Origin of the sequence: Actinokineospora enzanensis DSM 44649, assembly GCF_000374445.1 — a bacterium.
Classification (GTDB): Bacteria; Actinomycetota; Actinomycetes; order Mycobacteriales; family Pseudonocardiaceae; genus Actinokineospora; species Actinokineospora enzanensis.
Genome location: NZ_KB894426.1, coordinates 54,168 through 77,273 on the forward strand (window position 1 = coordinate 54,168; position 23,106 = coordinate 77,273).

At 71.6% G+C, this 23,106-nt stretch carries 20 protein-coding genes; 4 read left to right on the forward strand and 16 right to left on the reverse strand.

What is annotated here, in order from left to right:
* Nucleotides 1-495: 495 nt before the first annotated feature.
* The 3 genes from C503_RS43570 to C503_RS0124715 form a co-directional block, all read right to left on the reverse strand.
* Entirely contained in the window at nucleotides 496-3,567 is a 3,072-nt protein-coding gene (locus C503_RS43570) for an NACHT domain-containing protein (RefSeq protein ID WP_018684917.1), read from the reverse strand.
* Between the two features lie 438 nt (nucleotides 3,568-4,005).
* The gene (locus tag C503_RS0124710) at nucleotides 4,006-4,677 is read right to left on the reverse strand and encodes a hypothetical protein (RefSeq protein WP_018684918.1); all 672 of its coding nucleotides are present in this window, start codon (nucleotides 4,675-4,677) and stop codon (nucleotides 4,006-4,008) included.
* Nucleotides 4,674-4,853: a hypothetical protein gene (locus C503_RS0124715; protein ID WP_018684919.1), complete on the reverse strand. Its 180-nt coding sequence runs from the start codon at nucleotides 4,851-4,853 to the stop codon at nucleotides 4,674-4,676. Before C503_RS0124715 ends, C503_RS0124710 begins: the two co-directional genes overlap by 4 nt.
* Here C503_RS0124715 and C503_RS0124720 point away from each other — a divergent pair.
* On the forward strand, nucleotides 4,837-5,157 hold the full coding sequence (locus C503_RS0124720) for a hypothetical protein (RefSeq protein WP_156893449.1): 321 nt from the start codon (nucleotides 4,837-4,839) through the stop codon (nucleotides 5,155-5,157). The genes C503_RS0124715 and C503_RS0124720 overlap by 17 nt on opposite strands.
* On the opposite strand, the gene C503_RS40695 is transcribed toward C503_RS0124720, so the two are convergent.
* Both C503_RS40695 and C503_RS40700 read right to left on the reverse strand, forming a co-directional pair.
* Nucleotides 5,133-5,567: a YbaB/EbfC family nucleoid-associated protein gene (locus C503_RS40695; protein ID WP_018684921.1), complete on the reverse strand. Its 435-nt coding sequence runs from the start codon at nucleotides 5,565-5,567 to the stop codon at nucleotides 5,133-5,135. The two genes, C503_RS0124720 and C503_RS40695, sit on opposite strands and share 25 nt — an antisense overlap.
* Nucleotides 5,568-5,672: 105 nt before the next feature.
* On the reverse strand, nucleotides 5,673-6,104 hold the full coding sequence (locus C503_RS40700) for a hypothetical protein (protein WP_018684922.1): 432 nt from the start codon (nucleotides 6,102-6,104) through the stop codon (nucleotides 5,673-5,675).
* A 340-nt stretch (nucleotides 6,105-6,444) separates the two neighbouring features.
* Here C503_RS40700 and C503_RS46180 point away from each other — a divergent pair, with 340 nt between their 5' ends.
* Complete coding sequence (locus C503_RS46180) at nucleotides 6,445-6,684, forward strand: hypothetical protein (protein ID WP_156893450.1); 240 nt, start codon at nucleotides 6,445-6,447, stop codon at nucleotides 6,682-6,684.
* A gap of 235 nt (nucleotides 6,685-6,919) precedes the next feature.
* Here C503_RS46180 and C503_RS0124740 read toward each other — a convergent pair whose 3' ends face one another.
* On the reverse strand, nucleotides 6,920-9,169 hold the full coding sequence (locus tag C503_RS0124740) for an ATP-binding protein (RefSeq protein WP_018684924.1): 2,250 nt from the start codon (nucleotides 9,167-9,169) through the stop codon (nucleotides 6,920-6,922).
* Between the two features lie 97 nt (nucleotides 9,170-9,266).
* On the opposite strand from C503_RS0124740, the gene C503_RS0124745 reads away from it, so the two are divergent.
* The gene (locus tag C503_RS0124745; protein ID WP_018684925.1) at nucleotides 9,267-11,045 is read left to right on the forward strand and encodes a PP2C family protein-serine/threonine phosphatase; all 1,779 of its coding nucleotides are present in this window, start codon (nucleotides 9,267-9,269) and stop codon (nucleotides 11,043-11,045) included.
* Nucleotides 11,030-11,464 carry a response regulator gene (locus tag C503_RS0124750; protein ID WP_018684926.1) on the forward strand — a complete coding sequence of 145 codons (435 nt, stop codon included), beginning with the start codon at nucleotides 11,030-11,032 and terminating at the stop codon, nucleotides 11,462-11,464. The genes C503_RS0124745 and C503_RS0124750 overlap by 16 nt, the downstream gene beginning before the upstream one ends.
* A gap of 194 nt (nucleotides 11,465-11,658) precedes the next feature.
* On the opposite strand, the gene C503_RS0124755 is transcribed toward C503_RS0124750, so the two are convergent.
* The 10 genes from C503_RS0124755 to C503_RS0124800 all read right to left on the reverse strand — a co-directional run bounded on the left by C503_RS0124755 (nucleotide 11,659) and on the right by C503_RS0124800 (nucleotide 22,414).
* Nucleotides 11,659-12,324, reverse strand: a complete 666-nt coding sequence (locus tag C503_RS0124755; protein WP_018684927.1) for a DUF2306 domain-containing protein — start codon at nucleotides 12,322-12,324, stop codon at nucleotides 11,659-11,661.
* A gap of 178 nt (nucleotides 12,325-12,502) precedes the next feature.
* Nucleotides 12,503-14,893, reverse strand: coding sequence for an immune inhibitor A domain-containing protein (locus tag C503_RS0124760; protein ID WP_033401007.1), 2,391 nt, complete (start codon nucleotides 14,891-14,893; stop codon nucleotides 12,503-12,505).
* Between the two features lie 293 nt (nucleotides 14,894-15,186).
* Nucleotides 15,187-15,606 (reverse strand): nuclear transport factor 2 family protein, encoded by a 420-nt coding sequence (locus C503_RS0124765; RefSeq protein WP_156893452.1) that lies wholly within the window; start codon nucleotides 15,604-15,606, stop codon nucleotides 15,187-15,189.
* A 113-nt stretch (nucleotides 15,607-15,719) separates the two neighbouring features.
* On the reverse strand, nucleotides 15,720-16,019 hold the full coding sequence (locus tag C503_RS40705) for an RNA polymerase sigma factor (RefSeq protein ID WP_018684930.1): 300 nt from the start codon (nucleotides 16,017-16,019) through the stop codon (nucleotides 15,720-15,722).
* Between the two features lie 60 nt (nucleotides 16,020-16,079).
* Nucleotides 16,080-17,045 carry a small ribosomal subunit Rsm22 family protein gene (locus C503_RS0124775; RefSeq protein WP_018684931.1) on the reverse strand — a complete coding sequence of 322 codons (966 nt, stop codon included), beginning with the start codon at nucleotides 17,043-17,045 and terminating at the stop codon, nucleotides 16,080-16,082.
* Between the two features lie 306 nt (nucleotides 17,046-17,351).
* Nucleotides 17,352-18,977 carry a methyl-accepting chemotaxis protein gene (locus tag C503_RS0124780; RefSeq protein WP_063710839.1) on the reverse strand — a complete coding sequence of 542 codons (1,626 nt, stop codon included), beginning with the start codon at nucleotides 18,975-18,977 and terminating at the stop codon, nucleotides 17,352-17,354.
* Nucleotides 18,978-19,106: 129 nt separating this feature from the next.
* Nucleotides 19,107-19,631 carry a hypothetical protein gene (locus C503_RS0124785; RefSeq protein WP_018684933.1) on the reverse strand — a complete coding sequence of 175 codons (525 nt, stop codon included), beginning with the start codon at nucleotides 19,629-19,631 and terminating at the stop codon, nucleotides 19,107-19,109.
* 1 nt (nucleotide 19,632) lies between these two features.
* Nucleotides 19,633-20,706, reverse strand: coding sequence for a hypothetical protein (locus tag C503_RS0124790; RefSeq protein WP_018684934.1), 1,074 nt, complete (start codon nucleotides 20,704-20,706; stop codon nucleotides 19,633-19,635).
* A gap of 29 nt (nucleotides 20,707-20,735) precedes the next feature.
* On the reverse strand, nucleotides 20,736-21,140 hold the full coding sequence (locus C503_RS0124795) for a FixH family protein (protein ID WP_018684935.1): 405 nt from the start codon (nucleotides 21,138-21,140) through the stop codon (nucleotides 20,736-20,738).
* Nucleotides 21,137-22,414, reverse strand: coding sequence for a hypothetical protein (locus C503_RS0124800; RefSeq protein ID WP_018684936.1), 1,278 nt, complete (start codon nucleotides 22,412-22,414; stop codon nucleotides 21,137-21,139). The genes C503_RS0124795 and C503_RS0124800 overlap by 4 nt, the downstream gene beginning before the upstream one ends.
* Nucleotides 22,415-23,106: the final 692 nt, after the last annotated feature.

The following is a 23,106-nucleotide window of genomic DNA, read 5'->3' on the forward strand; positions in this document are numbered from 1 at the left end:
CCGCCCCGACGCTACCGGCGCCCCGCCCACCCGGCGAGTCGAAACCCCCACCCCCGGTAAGCGTTGACACACCGACGAATTCCCCCTGCTCGACCCCCCGGTCGAGCGGCATTCCCGTTGATGTCCCAATGGACCAGGACCAGACCACGCCGGCCCCACCCGAAGATCGCCGGGCCGCCACCCCCGAAGTCGACCCCACCACCACGCCTGTGGATGCCGCGCCACCATGTGGACAACCCGAAGGGGGACCCCCGAGTTTCATTCTACCGGGACAAGGCACCCGCCGGGGATCCGTCGATCTTGCCTGTGGATAACCCGGTTGGCCGCCAAGCGCACGCGGTCCGGTGAATGGGCACCAGCGGCCCGCAAGGTAGCGCGGGCTGACGAGCGGACCCCGCAACGACCCTCAACCGTCCCTACCGAGACGCCCGCACAGCACATCCGCCGAACGTGCCCAGCCCGGCGACCGATACCTGGTATCTCGCAGACCAGTCGTCAGCGAGTCAAGTACATATATGCCGACGTGGGCGACTCGACCACCACAATGACTCGGCCGCTGGGCGATGCCTTGCCGTCGTTCCAGCTGAGGTTCCCGGTAGCGGCGTACACCGGTCTGTCGCGGGTCAGCCTGCCCAGTGCCGTACGAACAGCGGGTGGGTTCTCGGCGCCCACCGTGCGGGTGATCGCGGTGAACGCGGTGTAGGCCGCGTCGTGGTCGAGCACAGCAGCCTCGTTCGGATCGCCCCAGCCGAACCACCTGTACTCACCGGTGAAGGGGGGAAATCCCGCAGGCGTTCCGGGAACTCCAGCAAGCCACGCGGGCACATCCGACCGGCGAAGGCAGTCCTTGGTACTGCACACCAATGAGCACTCTCTTCCCCGGCAAGTCACCTTGAAAGCCAACTGGTCGTCCGAAGGCCACGTGGACAACGTGACCGGGGCCTGGTCAGCTGACAGGTACGCGGCAACCGTGGGGATCCCCGCCGCAGACAGGTACCGAACCGCGTCCACACTTCCGACTGTCGACGGCCCCAGTCCCACGGCCGCGACCACCGGATGGTCCGCACGCGACATCTCCACCAGCCGTTCCACAGGCAGGCTCCAGTAGGCGGAGTCGTGTCCCGGATTGGCCAACACCAGCTCGACCAGCGGCCCCGGTCCACCGGAGCGATTGGCCCGCATCTGGGCCACGAATGCCCCGCGCACCGAACTCGGGTCATCCATGGGCGTCAACAGAGCGACCCGCACATACGGCCTTCTACTTCCCCGCACCGCAGCGTTCTCCCGGGCGACCATCTCCGTCACCGAAGCCAATCCGGGACTCAAAGCGAACGACCCGTCCGTCACCCCAACGCATTCCGTGCGCACGAACCGGATGTCCCGGTCGAACGGCGACACCCCACACCGCGTCTGCAACGCCCCCGCGACCGGCAACCCCACCCCGAGGCTCACCCCCAGCACTAACGCCACCCCGCCCAACGCCGCGTATCGCTGCATCCGCCTCGGCGCGCGATCCGGCTCCCCCTCCACGATCGGCGTAATCGGCTCAGTGGCTCCTGCCAGCCGGTCCTGGAGCAACGCGTGCCGGAACTGATAGACCCCACCGCTCTCCCGCAACACACCCCGCCGATGCGCGTCCGCGAGAAACGGCATCAATCTCCGAGGCAACCGCCCACGCAACGCCAACCACAGGCGAACAACCGTGAACCGCGACCATGCCTGTCGACGCCGCGCCAGCGCGACCGCCACCCCGCCCAACGCGAACCCGATCCCGTCGAGCAGGCCGATCAGCGGACTCGCGACCAGACCCAGCGCGAGCCCGGCGGGCAAGCCGAAGGCAGACGCGAACACCAGCAGTTGCACCGCGTTCGCGGCCCGGTCAGTGCGCAGCACGGCGCCGGGGTCGGTGGCGGTGACCGCGTCGGCCGGGATTCCCAGCCAGTCGGCCAGGCCGAACGCCACTGCTGAGATCAGGCCCGACGCCGAGCCGATCACCAGGCCGAGCCGGGTCGGGTCATCGATGTCGAAGGCGAGCGTGTAGCTGATCTCGGCCACGATGCCCGCCGCGACGCCGATCGCCACCCGGCGGGCGGTGCTGCGGACCAGTCGGACACCGAGGCCACGGGACCGGCCGCGCAGCCGGACCCGGCGCGGCACGGTCGTCCGGCGCGCGGCGGAGCCGACCTCGGCGGTCACGATCAGGCTCGCCACCCCACCGCCTGCTAGGCCGAGCAGAATGGTCTCCGGGGTGGTCGCGATCGTCGGTGCCACCGCGAGCCACACCGCCACGGTCGCCACGACGGCGGCCACGAGTCCCGCGCCCAGGCCGATCACGGCGGTCGCCTGTCGGGCAGGCAGCGCGCGGTGCAGCCGCCACCAAGCGAACTCGTAGGTGCGTTGCCGGTGCAGGTGCCGGGCCAGGAACCGCAGCCACCGCTCGGCACGGCTGTCCGGACCGTAGGAGGCGGTGAGGAACGCGTCGAGCAGGTGGCCCTCGACCTCGGCCCGAGTGGTGAACCGGTCGACCAGCTCCCCCGGCTCGCTGTCCCGGTCCCGATAGGCGACGCGGACCAGGCTGATCATGAGTGGCGTCCGCAGCGCCTCGGCGAGCGGGCTGTCCGGGTTCGCCCGCAGATCCGCGAACAGCGGCGCCCAGCGCGGATCGTCGGCGACGTGCCCGGCGGCGAGGTAGGCGACAGTGTCCGCGCGGTCGACCGGGCGCAGTTCCACCACCAACGCGGTCGCCGGGATCGACTCGGCCCGCGCCACGGCCGCCTGGTACTCGGCGCTCCGGCAGGTCAGCACGAGGTGCTGGCCGGGTGTCTCGGCGTCGATCAGCTCGATCGCGCGGGCATGCAGAGCGGGCGGCAGCTCGTCCATGCCGTCGAACACCGGCAGGATCTTCTTCTCCCGCACCAGCCTGCCCGCAGCATCCGGTCCATAGCGGGCGGTATTGGCCAGCGCCGGGTAGTCCTCACGCAGCCTCCGCGTCAGGTAGTCCAGCAACGGCTCCTCGCCTACCCGCCACGAGGACACCGACACCAGCACGGGCACACGGTCCCGGTCACGCTTGTCCAGCAGTGCCAACGTGAGCAGGATGGCGAGCACGCTCTTGCCCGCGCCGGGTTCGCCGAGCACGATCAGCCGCCGGGCGGGCAGGTCCAGGAAGGCATCGATCAGCTCCGGTACGCCACCGTCCAGCCGCCTCGGCTCCGGTCCGACGATGTCGACCATCGGCGGCAACACGGGCCGGTCGGTGGTGGACCACGGCAGCGGCAACAGCCGGGGCGACACCAGCTCCCGGACCTCGGCCTCCCTGGTCCACTGCGCCCGCGCCGCGATCTCCAACGCCCGCGCGGCCTCGGTCAGCCGATCCCCGCCCGGCTCGGGCGCGCGCCGCCGCCCGATCTCCTGGGCCACGGCGAGCAGGCCGAGCACCACGAACACCGGCCAGGCCAGCCACTGCCACCGCTGCCACCCGCTCGGCAGCGCGGCCGAGGCCATGTTGCCGACCAGCCCCAGCAACACCGGGACGACCGCCGCCGCGACCAGCGACCACCGCCGCACCCGGCACCTCCTTGATCACCCAGCCCGCCCACCCACCTGATCACCCAGCCCGCCCACCCACCTGATCACCAAGCAGACCGTCTGGATCACCCAGCCCAGACCGGACCAGTCCGATCATCCGGCCCGACCGACCAATCTGGCCACCACGGCCGCCCACCTGTCTCGATCATCCAGGCCGACCAACGGTTTCGGTCACCCGGCGCGCCGACTCAGCCCGATCACCCGGCTCGCGCGGCCCGATCACCCAGCCAGACCGGCCAGTCCGATCACCCGGCCCGACTGACCAACCCGATCACCAGGGCCGCCTGCCCGGCTCGATCAGCCGGCCCGATCGACCGTTTCGATGACTCGGCGCGCCGACCCGACCCGATCACCCGGTCCGCGCGGCCCGATCACCACCCGGCCGACCCGGCCCGACTCATGATCGCAGACGGTGGCTCAGGCGATGCCCAGTGCGCGCAGCCCGGTCTCGTCGGTCTCCAGCCGGGTCCAGGACTCGTCGGCGAAGTCGACGCGGGTGTGTCGGGGGCCGCCGTCGAACTCGGGGACCATCGGCTGTTTCCAGCGGGTCACGCCGCGCAGCACGTGTCGGGGTGCCTCGAACGGGATCTCCAGTACCGCGTCGCCGGGGCGTTCCGCCAGCGGCGATCGGCGGACGGACGCGGCCAGCTCCTTGGCGCCGGTCTTGAGCAACCGACCCACGCCACGCACGAGGTTGCCCAGGCCGGGTTGGGCGACCTCGCTGGTCACCTGGGCGAGGGTGTCCTCATCGTGTGTCGTGTCGCGGAGCCGGAGCACGGCGATCCGGTGTGTGGTGATGGTCAGCCAGGTGTGCTCGTACCGCGCGGCCCGATAGACCACGACGGCGGTACAGCGCGGGTCAGGACCGGCCACGGCGACGTAGCCGTTCTCGTTGTAGTCGTCCACCGCAGACGAGACCCGGTCGACCGCGCGGCTGAACATGTTCTCCGCGCGCGGGTGCCCCTCCTCGTCCAGGCCACGCACCCGGTACCGCTCACGCGACAGCTGACCGATAGGCACCACTACCTGAAGCTGGTCACCGCGCAGCCAGCCGTTCGCGTGGCCGTGCACCAGTTCGTCGAGGGTCACTGGAATCCGCGCTCCATGTCGTCCCGGTTGTGTTGCTCGCGTTGGTTCTCACCGGTGGCTTCCTCGCCCGCCTCGGTGAGGACCTGGTCGGTGGCCAGCTCGGTGCCGCTCTCCATCAACGTCCTGCCCGGCTTGGTGCCGGTCAGCCCGGTGACGCCCTTGACCGCCAACGACACCGGGTCGAGGTACTTGAGCGCGGTGCGCGCGCCGCCGACCCGCAGGCCCGCGCGGACCAGCAGGCTCTGCGCCTTGATCGCCTCCTCGACCGACTTCTTGATCTTCTTCAGGTACTCCGGTGAAGAACCCGGCGTTCATGCCGATCAGCCCGAAGCAGTCCGCGGTGGCACGGGCCTGCTGGATCTGCTCCCCCAGCCCGTCGACGACCCCGGCGCGGTCGTGGTCGTAGCGGCCCTTGGCGTGCAGGGCGGCGGGCGCGACCTGGAACTCGCCCGCCATCAGCGCTCACCCCGCCAGGTGTAGACGGACTGGTCGCTGACGTCCTCGTCCTCCACCGGCGCGGCGGCGGGCCGGACGAGCTCGTCGGGCTCCTCGGGGCTCAGCGACTGCGCGGCCCGCACGGCCTCGTCGAACTGGTCGCCCACCAGCGGCCGCATCTCCGCGGCCAGTACGGCCGCGGCGTCGGCGCTCGCCTGGTGGATGGTGTCCACGATCAGGGCCTGCAACTGCCGCGCCCCCAGCGCGACCGACCGCTCGGCCAGTTCCAGCGACACCAGTGCCCCGCCGGGCGCGACCACGGCCGTCACCGAACCGTCGGCGCTGCGGGCCGTCCCCCGCGCGCCCGCCACCGCCTCGCGCATCGCGGCGGCGCGCCACGCCATGTCCGCGTTCCGCTCCTCGGCCCGCCGCAACCACTGCCGCGCATCGGACACAACACCCGCCAAGCCCTCCCGACACATCCCCGACAAACAAGACCGTATCGGAGCCGCTCGACGCGGGTGGGCCGTTCGGCGCAAGGAACACGCGCGAACACCGCGCTATTCACTCGCGGATGTGACCGGCAGCGGATTCCCGACCGGTCTCCGCGCCGCGCGGAAGGCGACCCAGAGGCAGAGCAGGACGATGGGCAGCTCGAAGAACACGGCCAGGAAGCAGGAGAAGAACCGTTGCATGCCGGGCGCCGCGGTCATGGTGTCGAACCAGGCGTCCACCGTGAACATGGTCGCGGCGGACATGGCGAACAGCCGGAACCGCTCGTCGCCCCGCCACAACAGGAACCCGGTCACCGACAGGCAGACGGCCATCATCGCGTCCAGGCCGATCCACACCACCGACCAGTGGTGCACTCGGACGGTCGGCGGCAGCGCGCCGCCGAGCAGGACCATCCACGGCACCATCACCACCCCGCCCGCCGCCAGGACCAGTCCCCAAGCTCGCGCGCCCCGCGCGCCGGTGATCCGCGTTCCCATACCCCCATGGTCACCCCGTTCGGCCGGTGACCGCATCGACGCCAGTGGACACGAACCGCACAATGCGGCACACGAACACCGAAAAGTGCCGACCGACTGTGACCGATTCGAGGGAGTGCGCCGCCCAGCGGCCGCGCCCTGCCCGCGCGGGTCGTGGCGAGGGTGGAGTCAGGACGCCGCGCGGCAGCCCGAAGCCGGTGCCCCGGGCAGCGGATTTGCTATATGCAATTTGCCCACAGGCCCGGTGTGCTGCGACGCCGGAACCGGCGGTAACAGCGACGCCGGTCACAGCGACACTCGGACAAACCCCTGTCGAACCCTCACCGAGGCGGTCCGCCGCGTGCCCATCTTCGGCAAGTCCAAGAGCGTCGTCTGTCCGGTGTGCACGAAGAACCTGGGCCGGGCGCCGAACATGGCCCTGCACAACGCTTCGCACGTACTGCCCGCCGAGGACGGCGGCCCCGGTTTCATGTGGCGCTGCGGATGCGGCGAATACGCGGGCGTCTGGGACCAGAAAACCGGAGCGATAATCTCGCTGACGGCACACATGGAGAAACGACATCAAATCCGCCTGATATAGCGCCTTGACGACCGTCGGTCACTTCCCGCCCGGAAGCACTACGGTCGACGGGATGTATCTCGTCACGGACTCGTGATCCACCCTGCCCCGAACCCCGAGGAGACAACGGAACTGGGCTCCCCGGGCAACGAAACCCCCTTTCGTCCTCGGCCAGCCGTTGTCATCGTTGCCGAAAACCGTTGCCTACCAAGGCAAAGACGGCACGTTCTCGGTGTCCACCCACACCGGCACCGAATCACGGTCCGAGGCTGAACCACACCGTCGTCCCCGCCCCCGGCGACGACTCCAGTCGCAGCGACCCGCCGTGTCGGGCCACGATCCGGTCCACGATCGCGAGTCCCGCGCCGTGGCCGCCGCCGTGCGCGTCGCGCGGGTGCAGGCGGCGGAACAGGCGCAGCACATCTCCCTGGTACGCCTCGGGGATGCCGATCCCGTTGTCCCGAACGAACACCTCGGGCGCCCCCTCCGACGGCCGCACGACCCCGACCTCGACCGTGCGCGGCCGCTCGGGGCTCGCGTACTTGGCGGCGTTGACCAGCAGGTTGACCAGGATCTCCTGTAGCCGCTCGGCGTCCCCGGACACGGTGAGACCCGGCGCGGGCAGGGTCACCTCGACCTCCTGCTCGGCCAACCGCCCACCCGCGATCTCCAGCGCGCGGACCGCTGCCGCGCGCAGGTCGATGTCCTCGCGGCTCAGCTCGCCCTGGCCGAGCTGGGCGAAGTGCAGCAGGCCGTTGATCAGCTCGTCCATCCGCTGGGCCAGGTGCTGGATCGTGCCCAGCCTGCGCGCGGTGGTGGCGTCGAGCGTCTCGGCGTCCTCGGTGATGAACGCGGCCGTGGTGGCGATCCCGCGCAGCGGCTCCTTCATCTCGTGCGCGGCGACATGAGTGAACGTGTCCAGGTCCTGGTTGGCGCGGCGCAGCTCGTCGTTGACCTCGACCAGCCGGTTGGCGCGGCGCAGGGCCGCGGTGCGGACGGCGGCACCGAGCTCCTCGGCGACCACCTCGTCCGAGGTCGTCCACGGCAGGCACCGGCCGCGCACGACGGCCTGGTAGACCGCCGACGACCCGCGCGGGGTCAGCCGCTGCCCGCGCGGACCGACCCGGACCGGCTGCTCGGGGTCGGTGGCCCAGGTGCGCGCGGCCCGTCGTTCCCGCCGGGTCCACACCACCAGGTCGCCCGCCCCGTCCAACGCCAGCACCAACACCCCGCTGACCTCGTCGGCGAGCCCGGCCAGCTCCGGAGCGTGCTCGCCGAGACACTCGCAGCTCCACACCTGACCGGCGGCAAGCTCGGGCAGGTGCTCCCACAGCGCGTCGTCCATCGGCGCGTCGCCGGTCGTTCGGCCGGACAGCCGCAGCGCGACCGCGTCGGCCCGGACCAGCGACGCCAGCTCGGCGCCGTGCGCGAGCAGCGAGCCCGCGATGTCCGAGTGCAGCTCGGTGACCAGCGTCAACAGCGCGGTCCGCGCCTGCTGCCTGGCCTGCGCGGCCTCCGCCTCCTGCACCGCGGCCAGCTGCAACGACAGCGTCACGCCGAAGAACTCGCAGGCCGCGCGCACCTCCGCGCTCAGCCGCCGGGGCGCCAGGCCGTGGCAGGCGATCAGGCCCCACAGCCTGCCGCCGTCGAGCAGCGACACCGACATCGACGACCGCACGCCGATGTTGCGCAGGTACTCCAGGTGGAAGCCGGACACCGTGCGCAGGGTCGAGTCCGACAGGTCCAGCGGGTCGGCCGCGCCCGGCGGCACCGGCGGGACGAGCCGGGCGGTGTCGTCGTCCACGTCGTGGATGACCCGGATCCAGTTGCGCTCGTAGAGCCTGCGCGCCTGCGGCGGGATGTCGGTGGCCGGGAACCACAGCCCCAGCCACGGCTCCAGGCCGTCGGCGACCGACTCGGCGAGCACCTCGCCGGGCCCGGCCGGGCCCTCGAAGCGATAGGCCACGACCCGGTCGTAGCCGGTCAGCGCCCGGATCTCGGCCACCGCGGCGGCGCACACGTCCACCACCGTGCGGCCGTGCTGCAGCCTGGTCAGCGCGGTGCGGACGGCCGGGTAGAAGCGGGAGAAGACGAACGGGCGCTCCTCGGTCACGGGCTCCAGCTCGACGACGAGCCGCCCGTCGGCGCGGTGGACGGTGGCGTCGAACTCGCGCCCGGCCACGGTGAGGGTGAGCAGGCCGCGGTCGCCGGTGGGGGCGTCGAGCGTGCGGTGGATCGCGTCGAGGGCGGCCGCGCCGAACAGGTCGACGGCGGCGGTGCCGAGCAGGTCGCCGGTGCCGAGCACGGACCCGCAGTTGGAACTGGCGACCGCGACCCGCCCGTCCGCGTCGAGGGCGAGCAGGGCGCCGTAGGACTGGATGCCGCCGAGCCGGTGGATCGGTTCGCTCAGGCACACCGACAGGTCGAACGGCGTGCCGGACTCGACTTCCGCGGCCCGGTCGCGTTCGCCGGGCTGCCACGCGCTGTCGTCGCCGCGCACGCTCACCGCCTGCTCCCCGTCCCGCCCGCGGGCCGATCCCGCGCCAAGACCATACAGTTGGCCCGGCGCATTCGCGGCGCACCGGGACGAGCAGAGTGGGATCGTGGAGCCGAACCGACCGGACCGTTGGTCCGACCGATTGCACGCGCTGTGGCGCTCGGCGTTCACGGCAGCGAGCACCCGCGAGTTCGCGCACGAGCTGTACACCGGCCTGCTGTCGCTGTCGGGCGTCCGCGCCGTGCTCGGGGTCCGGTTCGCCGCCGCGGGCCAGGTCCTGGTCACCCGCTGGGCCGACGCGGCGGGCCTGCACACCCGGCTGCCCGGCCTGGCCGCCGACGTCGCCGAGCTGGGCCGGGACCTGTCCGCCCAGCCGGTCGCGGACATCACCGACCCGCACCACAAGACCATGATCGGCCAGATCACCCAGCTGCCCGCGGCGCGGCTGTCCGCCGGGCTCGCCGAGCGCGTCGCCGGGTGCGGGGCGGACGGGCTGCTGGTGGCCACCCTCGACGTCGCGCGGCGCGGCCGGGGCGTGATGGCGCTTGCGGTCGCCTCCGCCGCGGCCGACCAGGCCACGCTCGTCACCGCGTTGGGGCAGGCGAGCGAGGTGGTGGTGGCCGCCGACCACCGCATCAGCGAGCAGCGGGACCTGGAGGACCAGCAGGCCCTGGACGCGCTGCTGGCCGAGGCGTCGCTGCGGATGGACGCCTCGCTGGACATCGCCGACACGCTGCGCGCGGTGGTGCGCATGGTCGTGCCCGCCCTGGCCGACGGCGCCGCGATCCACATCCAGCGGGACGGCCGGATGGTCCCGATCGCGGTGGCGCACGTGGACGCGCACCGCGAAGCCCCACTCGCCGACCACCTGCGCGCGGGCCACTGGGCGGGTGAACCGGTGGTCGACGGCACCGCCCGACCCACCCCCGGCGACGGCCCGCACCCGGCGTGCCTGCCCGCGGCGGTCGGCCTGGACACCATGACGATCGCCGTGCTGCGCGCCCGCGGCCGGGATCTCGGGCTGCTGACGTTCTTCCACCGCAGGCACTCGACCTGGCGCAACTCCACCCGGTTCCTGCACGACCTGGCGGGCCGCGCGGCGCTGGCGATCGACAACGCGACGTTGTACGAGCAGCGCAGGCACGACGTGCTCTCGTTGCAGCAGCACCTGCTGCCCGCCGTGCTGCCCGAGGTCCCCGGCCTGGAACTGGCCGCGGGCTACAACGCCGCCGACCACACCCTGGAGGTCGGCGGCGACTTCTACGGCGTGGTCGACCAGGGCGGCCCGGTCGTCGCCCTGGTCGGCGACGTGTGCGGCCGCGGCGCCCCGGCCGCCGCGCTCACCGGCCTGGCCCGGCACACCCTGGAGACCGTCCTGGCGGGCGGCGGCTCGCCCCGGCACGCCCTGGACATCCTCAACCGGAAGATGCGCCGCGACCGCATCTCCCGCTTCCTGACCATCGCCACCGCCACCCTCGGCCCGGTGGCGGACGACGTGCTGCGCCTGGAGACCCTGTCCGCGGGCCACCCCCGCCCCCTGATCGTCCGCCGCGACGGCACGGTCGAGGAACCCCACTGCACCGGCCGCCTCCTCGGCGTCTTCGACGACCTGGCCCTGCACACCGCCACCGACCACCTCTACCCCGGCGACCTGGTCCTGCTGTTCTCCGACGGCCTGCTGGAGGCCCGCGACACCGACGGCCGCCTCTTCGGCGAGACCGAGCTGGCGGACACCCTCGCCGGACTGCGCTCGCTGCCCGCCGCCGCCCTGGTCGACGCCCTCGTCTCCGGCTCCGACCGCTACCACGTCAACGACGACGTCGCCGTCCTCGCCATCCGCCACCTCGACCCCAGGAACGGAGCCACGTCGTGGACCGGCAGGTGACCGACGACCGGTTGGTCCTCATCGTCGAGGACAACGAACTCGACCGCGAGGCCATCGAACGCGCCCTGTCCCGCTCCCACCCCGAGCTCACCCTGGAGTTCCTCCCCGACGGCGACACGGTCCTACCGCGTCTGCACGACCCGTCGCGCCCCCGCCCGGCCCTCATGTTCCTCGACCTCACCATGCCCGCCACCGACGGCTACACGGTGCTCACCACGGTCCGCGCGGACCCGTCCTTCGCGGACATGACCATCATCGTGCTGACATCGTCCACCACGTCCGCGGACATCGACCGGTGTTATGCGGCCGGGGCGGACAGCTACATCTACAAGCCGGTGAACTTCGCCCTCTTCCGGACGGTGCTACAGGGCGCGGTGGACTACTGGTACTCCCGCCGGACCGACGACCATCCACAGTGAACAGTGATTCGGCATCCACTGCGGCCGATGGGGCAGTCGTCGCAGCACACCGGTCGACGTATTCCGTCCAACGAACCCGACGATCCCCACCGAACCGGTCAGCAGGGAGGTCAGCGCTACCGGCCGTGACCGGGGCACCTCAGGGGAGGCGACGGCCAACCGGCCCGTACCGGATCGCGCACCGCTCGCCCGGTTCACCGGGCCGATTGCCGCTTCCGGTGCAGGAACCACTCCACGCCGATGAGCGGGACGGTCCAGCCGAGCCACGCCGTGGTGCCCGCGATGGCCTGGCCGAGCGCGACCTCACTGCCGCCGAAGGTCGTGTCCAGGCCGGGGCTCAGCACCACCGCGAGTATCGGCGCCCAGATCCGGTTGGTGATTGTCGACAGCGTGAGTACATAGCTGCGCAGCATCCATTCCCGATGCCCCTTGAAGTCCCGCGCGCGCACCCGCCGCCAGCCCGTGAGCGTGCTCAGGAACCACAGTGGTGCCAGCAGCATCGCGCTGGCCTGGTTGGCCGGGCCGAACGGCGAGGTCATGCCGACGAAGAACCCGGCGACCGCGGCCGGCAGCACCCCGGCGAAGACGTAGACGCGGCCGACGCGGCGGTGCAGTCGCGGATAGTGGGCACGGAACCACGGCCACAGTTGCAGGAACCCCGCCACCATCGCGACCACCCCGAAGGCGATGTGCGCGATCAGTGCCGGGTAGTGCACCGACGACGTCGCCGGTACCCGGGACCGGGCCGGGTCGAGCCCGACGTACGGCGGCAGCGAGTAGACCAGGAAGACCACGATCAGTGCGGCGGCCGGGACGAGCCACGGCGTACGCCGGAACGTGCGGACCACGACACTCGACATGACAGAGAAACCCCGCTTTCCCGTTGAGTGGTATCACTCACGGTAAGCAGCGGTCCCCGGTCCGGCCATCCGGCAGCCACCAGGGCCGGTGCTGGGGATAACCCCAGCACCGGCCCTGGTGTCCTCAGTGGACACAGAGGTGGCAGGCATGCCCCGCCGTCACCCCCGGCCCGTCACCTCACCTCTTGGTCGGGAAGACCCGAACGGTCAGCGAGGTGCCCTCCTGCTTGAGCACCTTGATGCCCACGCCCGCGGCCGGGAGCTTGACGCCCGCCGTCGGCTGCGCCGCGTTCCAGTACGACTTGGTGTCGTCGAACAGCGGCTGCGCGTTCTGGCCCCGGATGTAGCTGGCCCGACCACCCGCGTACAGGGTGAACGAGTCGGCCTTCCGCAGCGAGAACGGCGCGTCGTACCCGGCGACCCGGGGCCGCCACGCCTGGCCCTGCAGGTTGTAGATCGGGTCCGGGTGCGCGTCCACGATCGACAGGTTCGCCTCGCCGGGGTGCACGGACGTGTTGTTGTCCGCCTGCGAGGTGTCCCAGTAGCTGACCAGCAGGCCTTCCTGGTACGGGAACCGGGTGGCGAAGTTCGGCTTGTCCGGGTACCCGTAGTCGTAGGGGCCGGGCTGCAGGTACTTGTCGTACCCGGTGTAGACCCGGTTGGCCGCCACGTAGAAGTTGTCGAACGTGGCCGTCTCGGTGCCGGTGGTGATGCGGAACCCGGTCGGGGTCCAGCCGTTGTTGCCCGACTCCGCGCCGTCGGTGAACAGCGCGGCGCCGTCGGCGACGACCGAGATCTCGTCGGCGAAGAACCCGTTGAGCGCCAGGCCGCCGTCGGTGCGGTAGCGCAGGCGCAGCAGGGTGTTCTTGCCCGCCAGGGAGTTCAGCGGCACCGACACGTCCACCCACTGGTTGTTGGTGGTGTTGGTGATCGCCGGGACCCCCGTGGCGTCCCGGGTGAACGGCTTGCCGTTGGCCACGCCGTCCAGCGCGGTCCAGTTGGCACCGCCGTCGGTGGACGCCTCGACGAAGAGGAAGTCGCAGTCGCAGTCCTCGATGTCGTAGCGGGCCTTGAGCTTGAGCTCGGCCGACGACTTGCCGGTCAGGTCGACCGGGCGGGTGAGCGAGTTGGAGAGGTTGTCCCCCTTGTCGCTCCACCACATCTTCTGGCCCGCGAACGGCGGCCCGTACACGGCGGATTTCACCTTGTCGGGCAGCACGACCACGACGCCCTGCGCCTTGTCCGTGTTGTACGCGGCCGGGCCGAGGTCGATCTTCCTGTCCTGGCCCGCGACCACGGTCTCGTAGTCCAGCCAGCCCAGCTGCAGCTTGTCCCACGGGGACAGGTCGTTGGCGCGCAGGCCGATGGGCTCGTTGGCCAGCGAGACGCGGCTCTGGCCCATCAGCGACCACCAGTTGATGCCGTTCTCCTGGGCACCACCCGGGCCGACCGTGTCGTAGTTGTCCGGCAGACCGAGGTCGTGGCCGTACTCGTGCGCGAACACGCCGAGGCCGCCGTTCTCCGGCTGCATCGTGTAGTCGCCGACCCACAGACCGGTGTTGCCGATCTGCACGCCGCCGAGCCGGTTGTCCGCCGGTCCGGTGGTGTTGCCGGAGAAGGCGTACCAGCGGTGCGCCCAGATGGCGTCCTCACCGTACTGCGGGTCGCCGTCGGACTGGTCCGCACCCGCGTGCACGATCTGGAAGTGGTCGATGTAGCCGTCCGGCTCGTTGAAGTCGCCGTCGCCGTCGTAGTCGTAGCGGTCCCACTGGTCGTAGGAGGCGAGATCGGCCTTGATGTCGGCGTCGCTCGCGCCCTGCGCCTTGCGGTCCGTGACCCACTGGTTGAGCGCGTCCTGGACCAGGTACCAGCTGTTGCCGCAGATCTTGCCGGGGCACGGGGAGCCGTCCGAGCGGCCGTACCGGGCCTCGTTGTAGGGCACCTTCACCCAGTCGGTGACCTGGCCGTCGACCGAGTACCGGCCGGAGGAGGCCTTCTCGTAGAAGGTCTTCAGCGACTCGACGTTCGACCCCTGGCCGAAGTACAGGTCCTGGTAGTGCTTCTGCGAGTAGTCCGCCTGCCACACGGTCTTGTTGTCGACCGCGCGGTTGGGCTTGGGGATCTGGTTGTGCCGCGGACCGTCGTAGCGCGTCGGGCCCGGGGTCGCCGGGCTGGTGTCGCGGTCCGGGAAGTCCGGGTGCCGCTGGTCGCCGAACTCGGCGAGCACGACGAAGATCTTGTCGGTCTTCTCGCGGCCGAGCTCGACGTACTGGTCGCCCGCCTTGCCGTTGTTGCGGTTCTTGGCGGCGGGCTTGGCGCCGACCTTGACCACGGTGCTGGCCCCGCGCTGTTCGGCGCTGGCCTCTCCGGAGAGGACCTTGGCCAGGCCCTCCTCGCGCAGGGTGCGGCGCTTGTTCTCCAACGGCGAGACGACCTCGTCGGTCTGGTCCGCCGCGGCCTGGGGTGCTGGCGCGGAGGCGGGCGCGGCCACGGCCGAGCCGTGCACCACCACCGCCCCGGTGCCGACCACCGTCGCCGCGGCGAGCGCGACGACCAATCTTCGGCGCACTAATTCCTCCCGATTCGTGGGGATGACTCCGGGTGAAGCCTCGCGAAACAGTAGAGGAGGACACGGCGCCCAGATATCACGAGAGGATTACAAGAATCATTCCGGCCATCACATTCCACTATAGGACGGCGTGATGGTCCGAATGGCCGAAACCTCCGTTGCACCACCCGGACCAGGGCGGTTGCCGGGGGCGACGGCCGACTTCGGGCGAAACGGGAATACCAATCCGGGCTATTCACAGAATAGAACGGCGACTGGTAACGGCCGGGTGGTGAATACCGACCCGATGTGGATCAGGGTACGACGACCAACTCGCCGCTGATCTGCCGGTGGATGGCCGCCATGTCGAAGTAGTCGCGCTCGCGCCGGATGAGCCCGTCGCGGACCTCGACGACGTGGCAGGCGTGGCTGACCACGCGGCGGCCGGTGGGCTGGAGCGGGCCGAGCGGGCCCAGGTGCGTGCCGACGCAGCGGACCTCGACGAACGAGGTGGCGCCGTCGACGCCGGTGTGGAAGTCGGTGTAGCCGAACACCACGTCGGGGAACGCGGCGTGCAGGTACTTCATCACCGCCACCGGGGTGTCGGTCTCGGCGAACCGGGTGCCGGTGACGTCGGTGTAGACGTACTCCGGGTGGTAGAGGGCGCGCATGCCCTCCCAGTCGTAGGCGTCGATGGTGGCCCAGTGCCGCCGGTGGACGGTCGCCGCGTTCATGGCGACCACGCTAGGGGCGCGGCCGGGGCGGGCCGGGTGTCCTGGCCGATCTTCGACGCGAGGTTCACCTGTCCGGGTGGGACGCGCGATGCGGGCGCGCGCCCCGGGACAGGTCAGCCCGCGTCGGGTTGGTCGTCGGCGGCCTTGAGGTAGGCGCGCAGGGTCTCCAACGCCTTGTGCTGGGTGACGCGCACCGCGCGCGGGGACATGTCCAGCAGCACCGCGACCTGTTCCGCAGTACGTCCCTCGACAACCCGCATGCGCAGCACGCGCAGCTGCAACGGGGTGAGCGCGGCCATCGGGTCGGCCGTGCCCTGGCGCGGCTCGGGGATGACGAGCCGGGGGCCGTGGGGCGTCTTGGGGGTCCGCATGCCTGGGGAACGCCCGGGGTCGTCGATCATGACGCGGTTCACGTCCGAATTTTCCCAACAACTCCTCAGATTCCGCGCCTGACACGCGGCGTTGCCGACCGGTCACCCGGCGGGGTCGGGCCAGGGATCGCCCCAGGCGGTGTCCCGGGCGGACCGGTAGGCGCCGGGGTCGCGTCTGGTGACGGTGGTGTCGACGAGCCCGTCCGGCCCGCAGACCCGCAGCGCGACGAGCCCCTTGCGCTTGAGCGGGTGCCGGACCACCCGGCCCGGCGCGGGCGGCCACTCGGCACGGGTGGCGGCGACGTAGGAGAACTTCTCGTCCTCGTGCCCGAGCGTGGCCGTCTTGACCCGCCGGTGCACGGCACTGCGCCCGAGCCGTGCGACGAAGTGGCACCAGTCCTGGCCGCGCGGGACGGGACAGGCGTCGTCGTGCGGGCAGGGGGCGAGCACCCGCATCCCGGCGGCGAGCAGCTCGTCGCGGGCGGCCAGCACCCGCTCGTACCCGGCGGGCGTGCCCGGCTCCACGACGACCACCAGACCCGCCTTCGCGGCCATCGCCCGCACGACGTCGGCGCGCGCGGCCTCGGTGAGCTCGCTCAGGACGTAGGAGAGGGTCGCGACGTCGGCGTCCGGGATGTCGGTCCCGATCGCCGCCCGCCGCCAGTGCACGTCGGGAAGACCGGCCCCCTTGGCCAGCCGCGCCCCCAACGTCAGCGCGGGCCCCGACCGGTCGAGCACGGTCACGTCGGTCAACGACGGCCACCGCTCCGCCGCCGCCCACACCGCCGCCCCGGTCCCACCCCCGACATCGACCATCCGCGCCGGCGCGAACCCCGGCGCCAGGTCCGCCACCCGCCCCAGCACGGACGCCACCGCCGCGTGCGTGGCGGGCATCCGGTAGGCGGCGTAGGCGACGGCGGCGAGATCGGCGTCGAGCACCACGTCCCCCGGGTCGACCCCGGTGCGGTACCGCTCGATCAGCCCCCGCACGGCGTCGGCGACGCGCTTCTCCGGAAACCGCCCGACCTCGCCGTCGAGCGCCGCCTGCAGAACGACCAGTGTGGACACGACCGGCCATCATGCCCGACCCGGCACCCGCGCCCGACCCCCAGGTCACACTCCCGAGCCGCCGTACACCCGCCATCCCCAGGCAAGATCATCCGCCGCCGGAACCGTCGTACCCCCGCCCTGGGATGGATACGGGGGCCAAGGGCCGCCCAAGATCATCCACTCCCGGCCGCCAGGCGCCCGCCACCCCTCTGCCCGGCGCCACAGCCCGCCGGTGAACAGCGGGCCAGGCGCCACCTCATGGCAAAAGGCCGGAGGCCGGTCCGAGCGGGTGCTCGAACCGGCCTCCGGCTGTGGGGACGCGGGTCAGTAGCGGAACTTGGCGACCAGGTCGCGCAGGTGGGCCGACAGCTTCTCCAGGTCGACGGCGGCCTGGCGGCTCTCGTCGATCTCGTTGGCCGCGACGCTGGTGGCGTCGGCGACGTGCCCGATGCTGCCCGCGATCTCCGAGGAGCCGGAGGCGGCCTGGGCGATGTTGCGGCCCATCTCGGCGGTGGTGGCGGTCTGCTCCTCCACCGCGGAGGCGATCACCAGCTGGTAGTCGTTGATCTTGGCGATGATCGAGCTGATCTCGCCGATGGTGCCGACGGCCTGGGCGGTGTCGGACTGGATGGCCTCGACCTTGCGGACGATGTCCTCGGTGGCCTTGGCGGTCTCCTGGGCGAGCTCCTTGACCTCGGAGGCGACCACGGCGAAGCCGCGGCCCGCCTCACCGGCGCGGGCGGCCTCGATGGTGGCGTTGAGGGCCAGCAGGTTGGTCTGCTCGGCGATCTCGGTGATGACCTTGACCACGTTGCCGATCTGCGCCGAGGAGTCGCCGAGCTTGGCGACCACGTCGGTGGTGGAGGCGGCGACCTCGACCGCGTGCGAGGCCACGGTGGCACCCTCGTTGGCGCTGTGCGCGATCTCCTTGATGGAGGAGCCGAGCTCGTCGGCGCCGGTGGCGACGGTCTGCAGGTTCAGCGACACCCGGTCCGCGGCCGAGGCGACCTGGGTGGCCTGGGTGTTGGCGCCGGTGGTGCCGGTGAGCAGCCGGTCGCTGACCTGGACCAGGCGGGTGGAGTCGTTCTGCAGGGTCTCCGCGGTGTTCGCCAGCGCGGACACGGCGGTGCCGAAGTTCTCCCTGGCCTGGTTGAACGCCACGCCAAGCTGGCCGACCTCGTCATTGCCCTGCACGATCGCGGCCCGGCTCAGGTCGCCGTCGGCCATGTGCTTGGCCACGCCGGTGATCTGGCGCAGCGGACGCACGATGCGGCCCGCGATGATCACGCCGAGGGCCAGCGCGGCGGCCAGGCCGAGGATCATCGCGATCAGCACGATGGTCCACGCGGTGGTGTAGGCGCTCTCGCCGTCGGCGGCCGCGCGCTCGGCGCTGGTGCGCTCGATGGTGGCCAGGTCGGCGATGCCGTTGTCGATGCCCATGATCAGGTCGGTGAACTTGCTCATGTCGTTCATCGGCGTGTAGCCGGCCGGGGCCGGGTCGCCGTAGCTCATGTCCCGCTCGATGCGGAAGGTCTTCTGGTCGGCGAGCAGCTTGGCGGCCTTGTCGCGGCCCTCCTGCTCGGTGGTGTGCGCGAGGTAGCTGGTGATGGACTTGTCGATCTTGCCGTCCGCCTCGTGCTGGCCGTCGCGGGCGGTCTTCTTGCCCTCCGGGGTCGGGATGACGTACCACATCGCGGCCCAGTGGTTGATGTCGCCCTGGGCGCCGCGGATGTCGCCGAGGTCGCTCAGCGCGGCCGCGTTGCGGGTGGCCACGGTGTTGAGGCGCTTGTCCAACCGGGACATCTGGATCATGGCCAGGACGCCGATGACCACCGCCACCGCGACCACGGCGGTCAGCGCCACCATGATCTTCGCCCGGATCCCCCAGTTGGCGAAGCGCACCCCGGAGGCGCGCGGGGGCTTGTTGTCTGTCGCGTTAGCCGCAGCCATCGGTAACCTCACGTCCACTCAGTCCCAGGGCATCACCTGCCACCTACTTCGAGTGGTTGGTCGGCATGTTCCGGACGAACCTGAGGAATCCCCATGAGCGACCCGTGAATGGGCCGTGAGGTCACCCGCTCAGGTGATCAATCGGCCCTTGGTGCGGCGCCAGGCCAGCACCAGGAAGACCACCAGACCGACCAACGGCAGCGAGCTGACCGCCCAGCTCAGCCCCAGCGGCGGGCCCGGCTGGTCGAGCACGTGCAGGTCGGCCAGCTCGCCGACGCCGGGACCCGCGGGTCCGTCGATCAGGAACCGCATGGCGTAGTCGCCCGGCTCGTCCATGGCCCGCACGTCCAGCCCCCACACCTCGCGTTGGCGCGGGTGCCGGGCCAGCGGCTCGTCCCAGGCCTCGCGCGGGTCCGCGGCGGGCAGGAACACGATGGAGCCGGACTTGCCCGCGATGCCGCCGTCGACGGCGAAGGTGAAGTCGAGCGACTGCATGGCCCGCACCGGCCAGGCGCTGAACCCGACGGTGACCGCGTACGGGCCCGCCTGCACCTTCTCCGTGTGGACCACGTTGACCGGCTCGTAGGCGAGCGCGGCGGGCGCGGTGGCGACGAGCAGGCCCGCGGTGGCGAGCAGGACGGCGAGCTTGCGCATGTCAGTTCCTTTCCGGGGTGCGGTCGCCCGCGAGACGGAGCATCCGGCCGAAGCGCCTGCCCGCGGGGGCGGCGACCAGGCCGACGACGGCGCCGACGAGCGCGGTGAGCAGCACGCGCTGCAGCGGCGGCAGGGGCCCGTCGAAGACCCAGGAGCTCTGCGGGCGCTGCAGGCCCGCGAGCAGACCGCCCGCGATGGCGCCCGCCAGCGGCGCGGCCCACCGGGACCGGCTGGTGAGCAGCGGGTGGACCAGCAGCGCGACCACGACCAGGGACATCGGGATGAGCGCGGGCAGCTGCGGCTCCTGCCCGGCGTAGTCGCGCATCGGCAGGCCGACGGCCTCGGCGTAGACGCGGCTGGCCCAGGGCGAGAACCACCAGGTGACGGCCTGGATGACGGCCAGGCCCAGCGCCATCAGCACGCCGCCGTACCGGGTGAACGCGGTCGCGCAGGCCAGCACCAGCACCATCAGCGCGGCCATGGCCACGTGCATGGCGTTGACCTGGCCGTTGAGGGACTTGAACGCGAACACGATGACGGTGTCGAACGCGCCGAGCACGGCCAGCGACACGAGCGCGCCGATCCGGCCCCACCGGTGCTCGTCCGCGGCGCCGAACACCACGACGGTGCCGACCAGGGTGGCCGAGATGGACAGCAGCAGCCCGATGTGCGGCGGCGAGTCGATCACCGCGTCGAACCCGTAGAGGCCGTGCCACCACTGGTCCCAGAGGCCGTAGAGCAGGAAGGACGCGGCGCCGCAGCCCGCCACCAGGTAGCCGAGCGGGGCGGTGAAGGCGCGGCCGAAAACCCGGATCGGCGGGCCGCCCAGGCTCGGGTCGGGGACGGCGCCCGCCCGGTGCGCGGCGGTGGTGGCAAGCACGGCGGTGAGCGCGGCCAGGCCGGAGATGGCGCTGCCCGCGTAGAGGAAGAGGTGCGGCAGGGTGAAGAAGGTGTCCGGCCCGACGTCGGAGTGCCACTGCACGTCCCAGGTCAGGCCGATGAGCGAGAACACTGTGCCGGTCAGCAGCACGACAGCGGCGGGCAGCCCGCGCGCGCGGCTCGCGGTGATGGCCATGGTTCCTCCTTGCTGGAGCGGGGACGGGCTTAGACGACGAGGGTGAAGACGGCGTGCGCGCTGGTCCGGTCGCGGCGCACGGTGACGGTGAGCTCCCAGAGCCCGGCCATGGGCAGGTCGGTGGGCGCGGCGGTGTACCGGCCGGGCCCGTCGGGGGTCGCGGTGACCGGGGCGAGCGCGTGCCCCATGTCGGCCATCACGGGTTCGACGGTGACCTCGTCGGCGGCCACCGGCCCGCCTGCCTGGTCGGTGACCTCGACCCGCACGGTGTTGGCGCCCACCCGCGGGTCGTCGACGGTGAGCCGCAGCGCGTAGTCACCCGCCGAGGCACGCAGGTCGACGCCGCGGCCCGAGCTGGGCCAGAGCAGCACGGCGAGCCCGACGACCAGCACCGCCGCCACGCCCGCGAAGGCCCACCTGGTTCGGGTCGTCATCGCGCACCGCCGTCCGCGGCGATATCGACGACGGTGGAAATGGTGCGAATGCGGTAATCGCGTTCGGCCTGGAACCACAGCCGATAACGGCCGGGTTCCGGAAAGGTGAAGGTGAACGGCACTCGCGCCGGATAGGCCGCCACGGTCTCGTCCGGCTGCCCGCCCGCCGCGGCAGGCGTCAACGCGTGCAGATGCGCCCAGACGCGTTCCCCCGGCCCGACGATGAACAGGTGCCCGCGCATCCCCAGCCACGGTTGCAGATCGTCCGCGCCCCCGAAATCCGCCGTCAGCTGAACCGGCCGGTTCGCGACGAGCGCCCCGGTCTCCACCCTGCCCTCGGCGGACGGCTCCGGACTGTCCACAGTGGTCCCACCGACGGCCAGTTCGGCCCGGACGAGCTGTGACCCGCCACCGGCGCGGGCGATCTCGGCCCCCAGCGCGTAACGCCCGGCCTCGCGCGGCGTGAACCGCACCCGGTAGTCGCCCTGGGCGACCCGGACGGGGTGGACGTGGGCGAGCACGCCGCCCGGACTGATGATCTCCAGGTGCACCAGGGCCCCGTGGTGCACGAGCAGGTCGTCCACCGGCCGCCCGGTGCCGCTGTCGCCGAACCGCAGCTCCACCGCCGTCGGCCGCCCCGCCACCGGTGCGCCGTCGGTGGTGACGACCAGGTTCGCGGGCGGCCGCCCGGTGTCCGAATTGGACACTCTAGACACTGTCGACGGAGCGGGAATGGTCGGGGACAACAACGCCGCCGTCACCGCGACGGTCAACGACACCACGATCCCGCCGACCGGCACCCACACCACCCAGCCACGCCGCGCAGCGAGCGGCAGCGCGACCAGGAGAAAGGCGCCTGCCGCCACGAACCCCCCGTAGGCGGCGCGCTCCCACGCGGGCGTGACCCGCTGCAACACCTGGAACGGCACCCGCGCGGCGTCCACCCCGTCGTCCAGTTCGAGCTCCCAGGCCCCGAACCGATCCACCGACAACCGGGTGTCCGCGACCCCCACGGCGGGAACGTCGAGCGCGGTCTCACTCGTCGCCCGCCCGCCCGCGGGCAGCACGCGCAGCCGCAGCCCCCCGCCCACACCGTGCCCCACCACCTCGACCTGCACCGGCCCCGGCGCGTCGACCCGCCGCACCACCACGGTCAACTCACGCTCCCCCAACGTCTGCGCCACCACCACATCGGCCCCCACCGGCCCGGAGTCGGCCAGGGCGGGCGAACCGGTCGCCACGAACAGCAGCACCACGGCCAACAGCAACCGCATCCCTCGCACCCCCCGGAGACCAGGCCCGCGCACCCCCGGATTCGGACCGTCCCCAGGGGATCCCCATCCCTCGCGAGAGGGACTTCCGCCCAGTCTCCACAAAACTTCCCCGACCCCCAACCGGATGAACCTTGTCCCTTAACGACGCTACCGGATTTCCGCGCCGGTCAATACCCCCGGGACAAGGGTCCATGAACGAATCCGCCGGATGTGGACCGATGCCCGCGAGTCCTACCAGCGACGCGACGGAATATCACCGAGAAACGTCCCCAGGTCCGTTTGGCCGCCGGGGTCGAACCCGACATAACACACAAGCCACTCCCGCCGGACCCACCCGGACCGCCACCCCACGCCTGCACCTGTGGACAAATCCAACGGATGTGGACAACTGGTGAGAGGGACCCCCGAATTCCATTCTACCGGGGTGCACCGACAGAAACGAAGATCGACAATCCGGCCTGTGGACAACCGCCCGCACTCCACGACGTCAAGCCGGGCAAGCTCCGACAGGGCAGATCATGTCCAGCGTGCAAAATGCGAACGACAACATGATTGGACCAGTCCACCGGTCTCGGAGTATTCCGCGCGGACAGGTCACCGTTTACGGCGCCGGGAGGCGACGAACACCAGGACGGCGAGGGAGCTCGCACAGGCAGCGGTGGCGGGACCGTAAGGGAGGTATCCGTCGGCGG

Excerpts from the sequence above, each read along its gene's own strand:
- C503_RS40700 (WP_018684922.1), bottom strand. The coding sequence starts at position 6,104 with ATGGGAACGCGGATCACCGGCGCGCGGGGCGCGCGAGCTTGGGGACTG.
- C503_RS0124785 (WP_018684933.1), bottom strand. The coding sequence starts at position 19,631 with ATGCGCAAGCTCGCCGTCCTGCTCGCCACCGCGGGCCTGCTCGTCGCC.
- C503_RS0124780 (WP_063710839.1), bottom strand. The coding sequence starts at position 18,977 with ATGGCTGCGGCTAACGCGACAGACAACAAGCCCCCGCGCGCCTCCGGG.
- C503_RS0124765 (WP_156893452.1), bottom strand. The coding sequence starts at position 15,606 with ATGAACGCGGCGACCGTCCACCGGCGGCACTGGGCCACCATCGACGCC.
- C503_RS0124795 (WP_018684935.1), bottom strand. The coding sequence starts at position 21,140 with ATGACGACCCGAACCAGGTGGGCCTTCGCGGGCGTGGCGGCGGTGCTG.
- C503_RS0124800 (WP_018684936.1), bottom strand. The coding sequence starts at position 22,414 with ATGCGGTTGCTGTTGGCCGTGGTGCTGCTGTTCGTGGCGACCGGTTCG.
- C503_RS0124755 (WP_018684927.1), bottom strand. The coding sequence starts at position 12,324 with ATGTCGAGTGTCGTGGTCCGCACGTTCCGGCGTACGCCGTGGCTCGTC.
- C503_RS0124790 (WP_018684934.1), bottom strand. The coding sequence starts at position 20,706 with ATGGCCATCACCGCGAGCCGCGCGCGCGGGCTGCCCGCCGCTGTCGTG.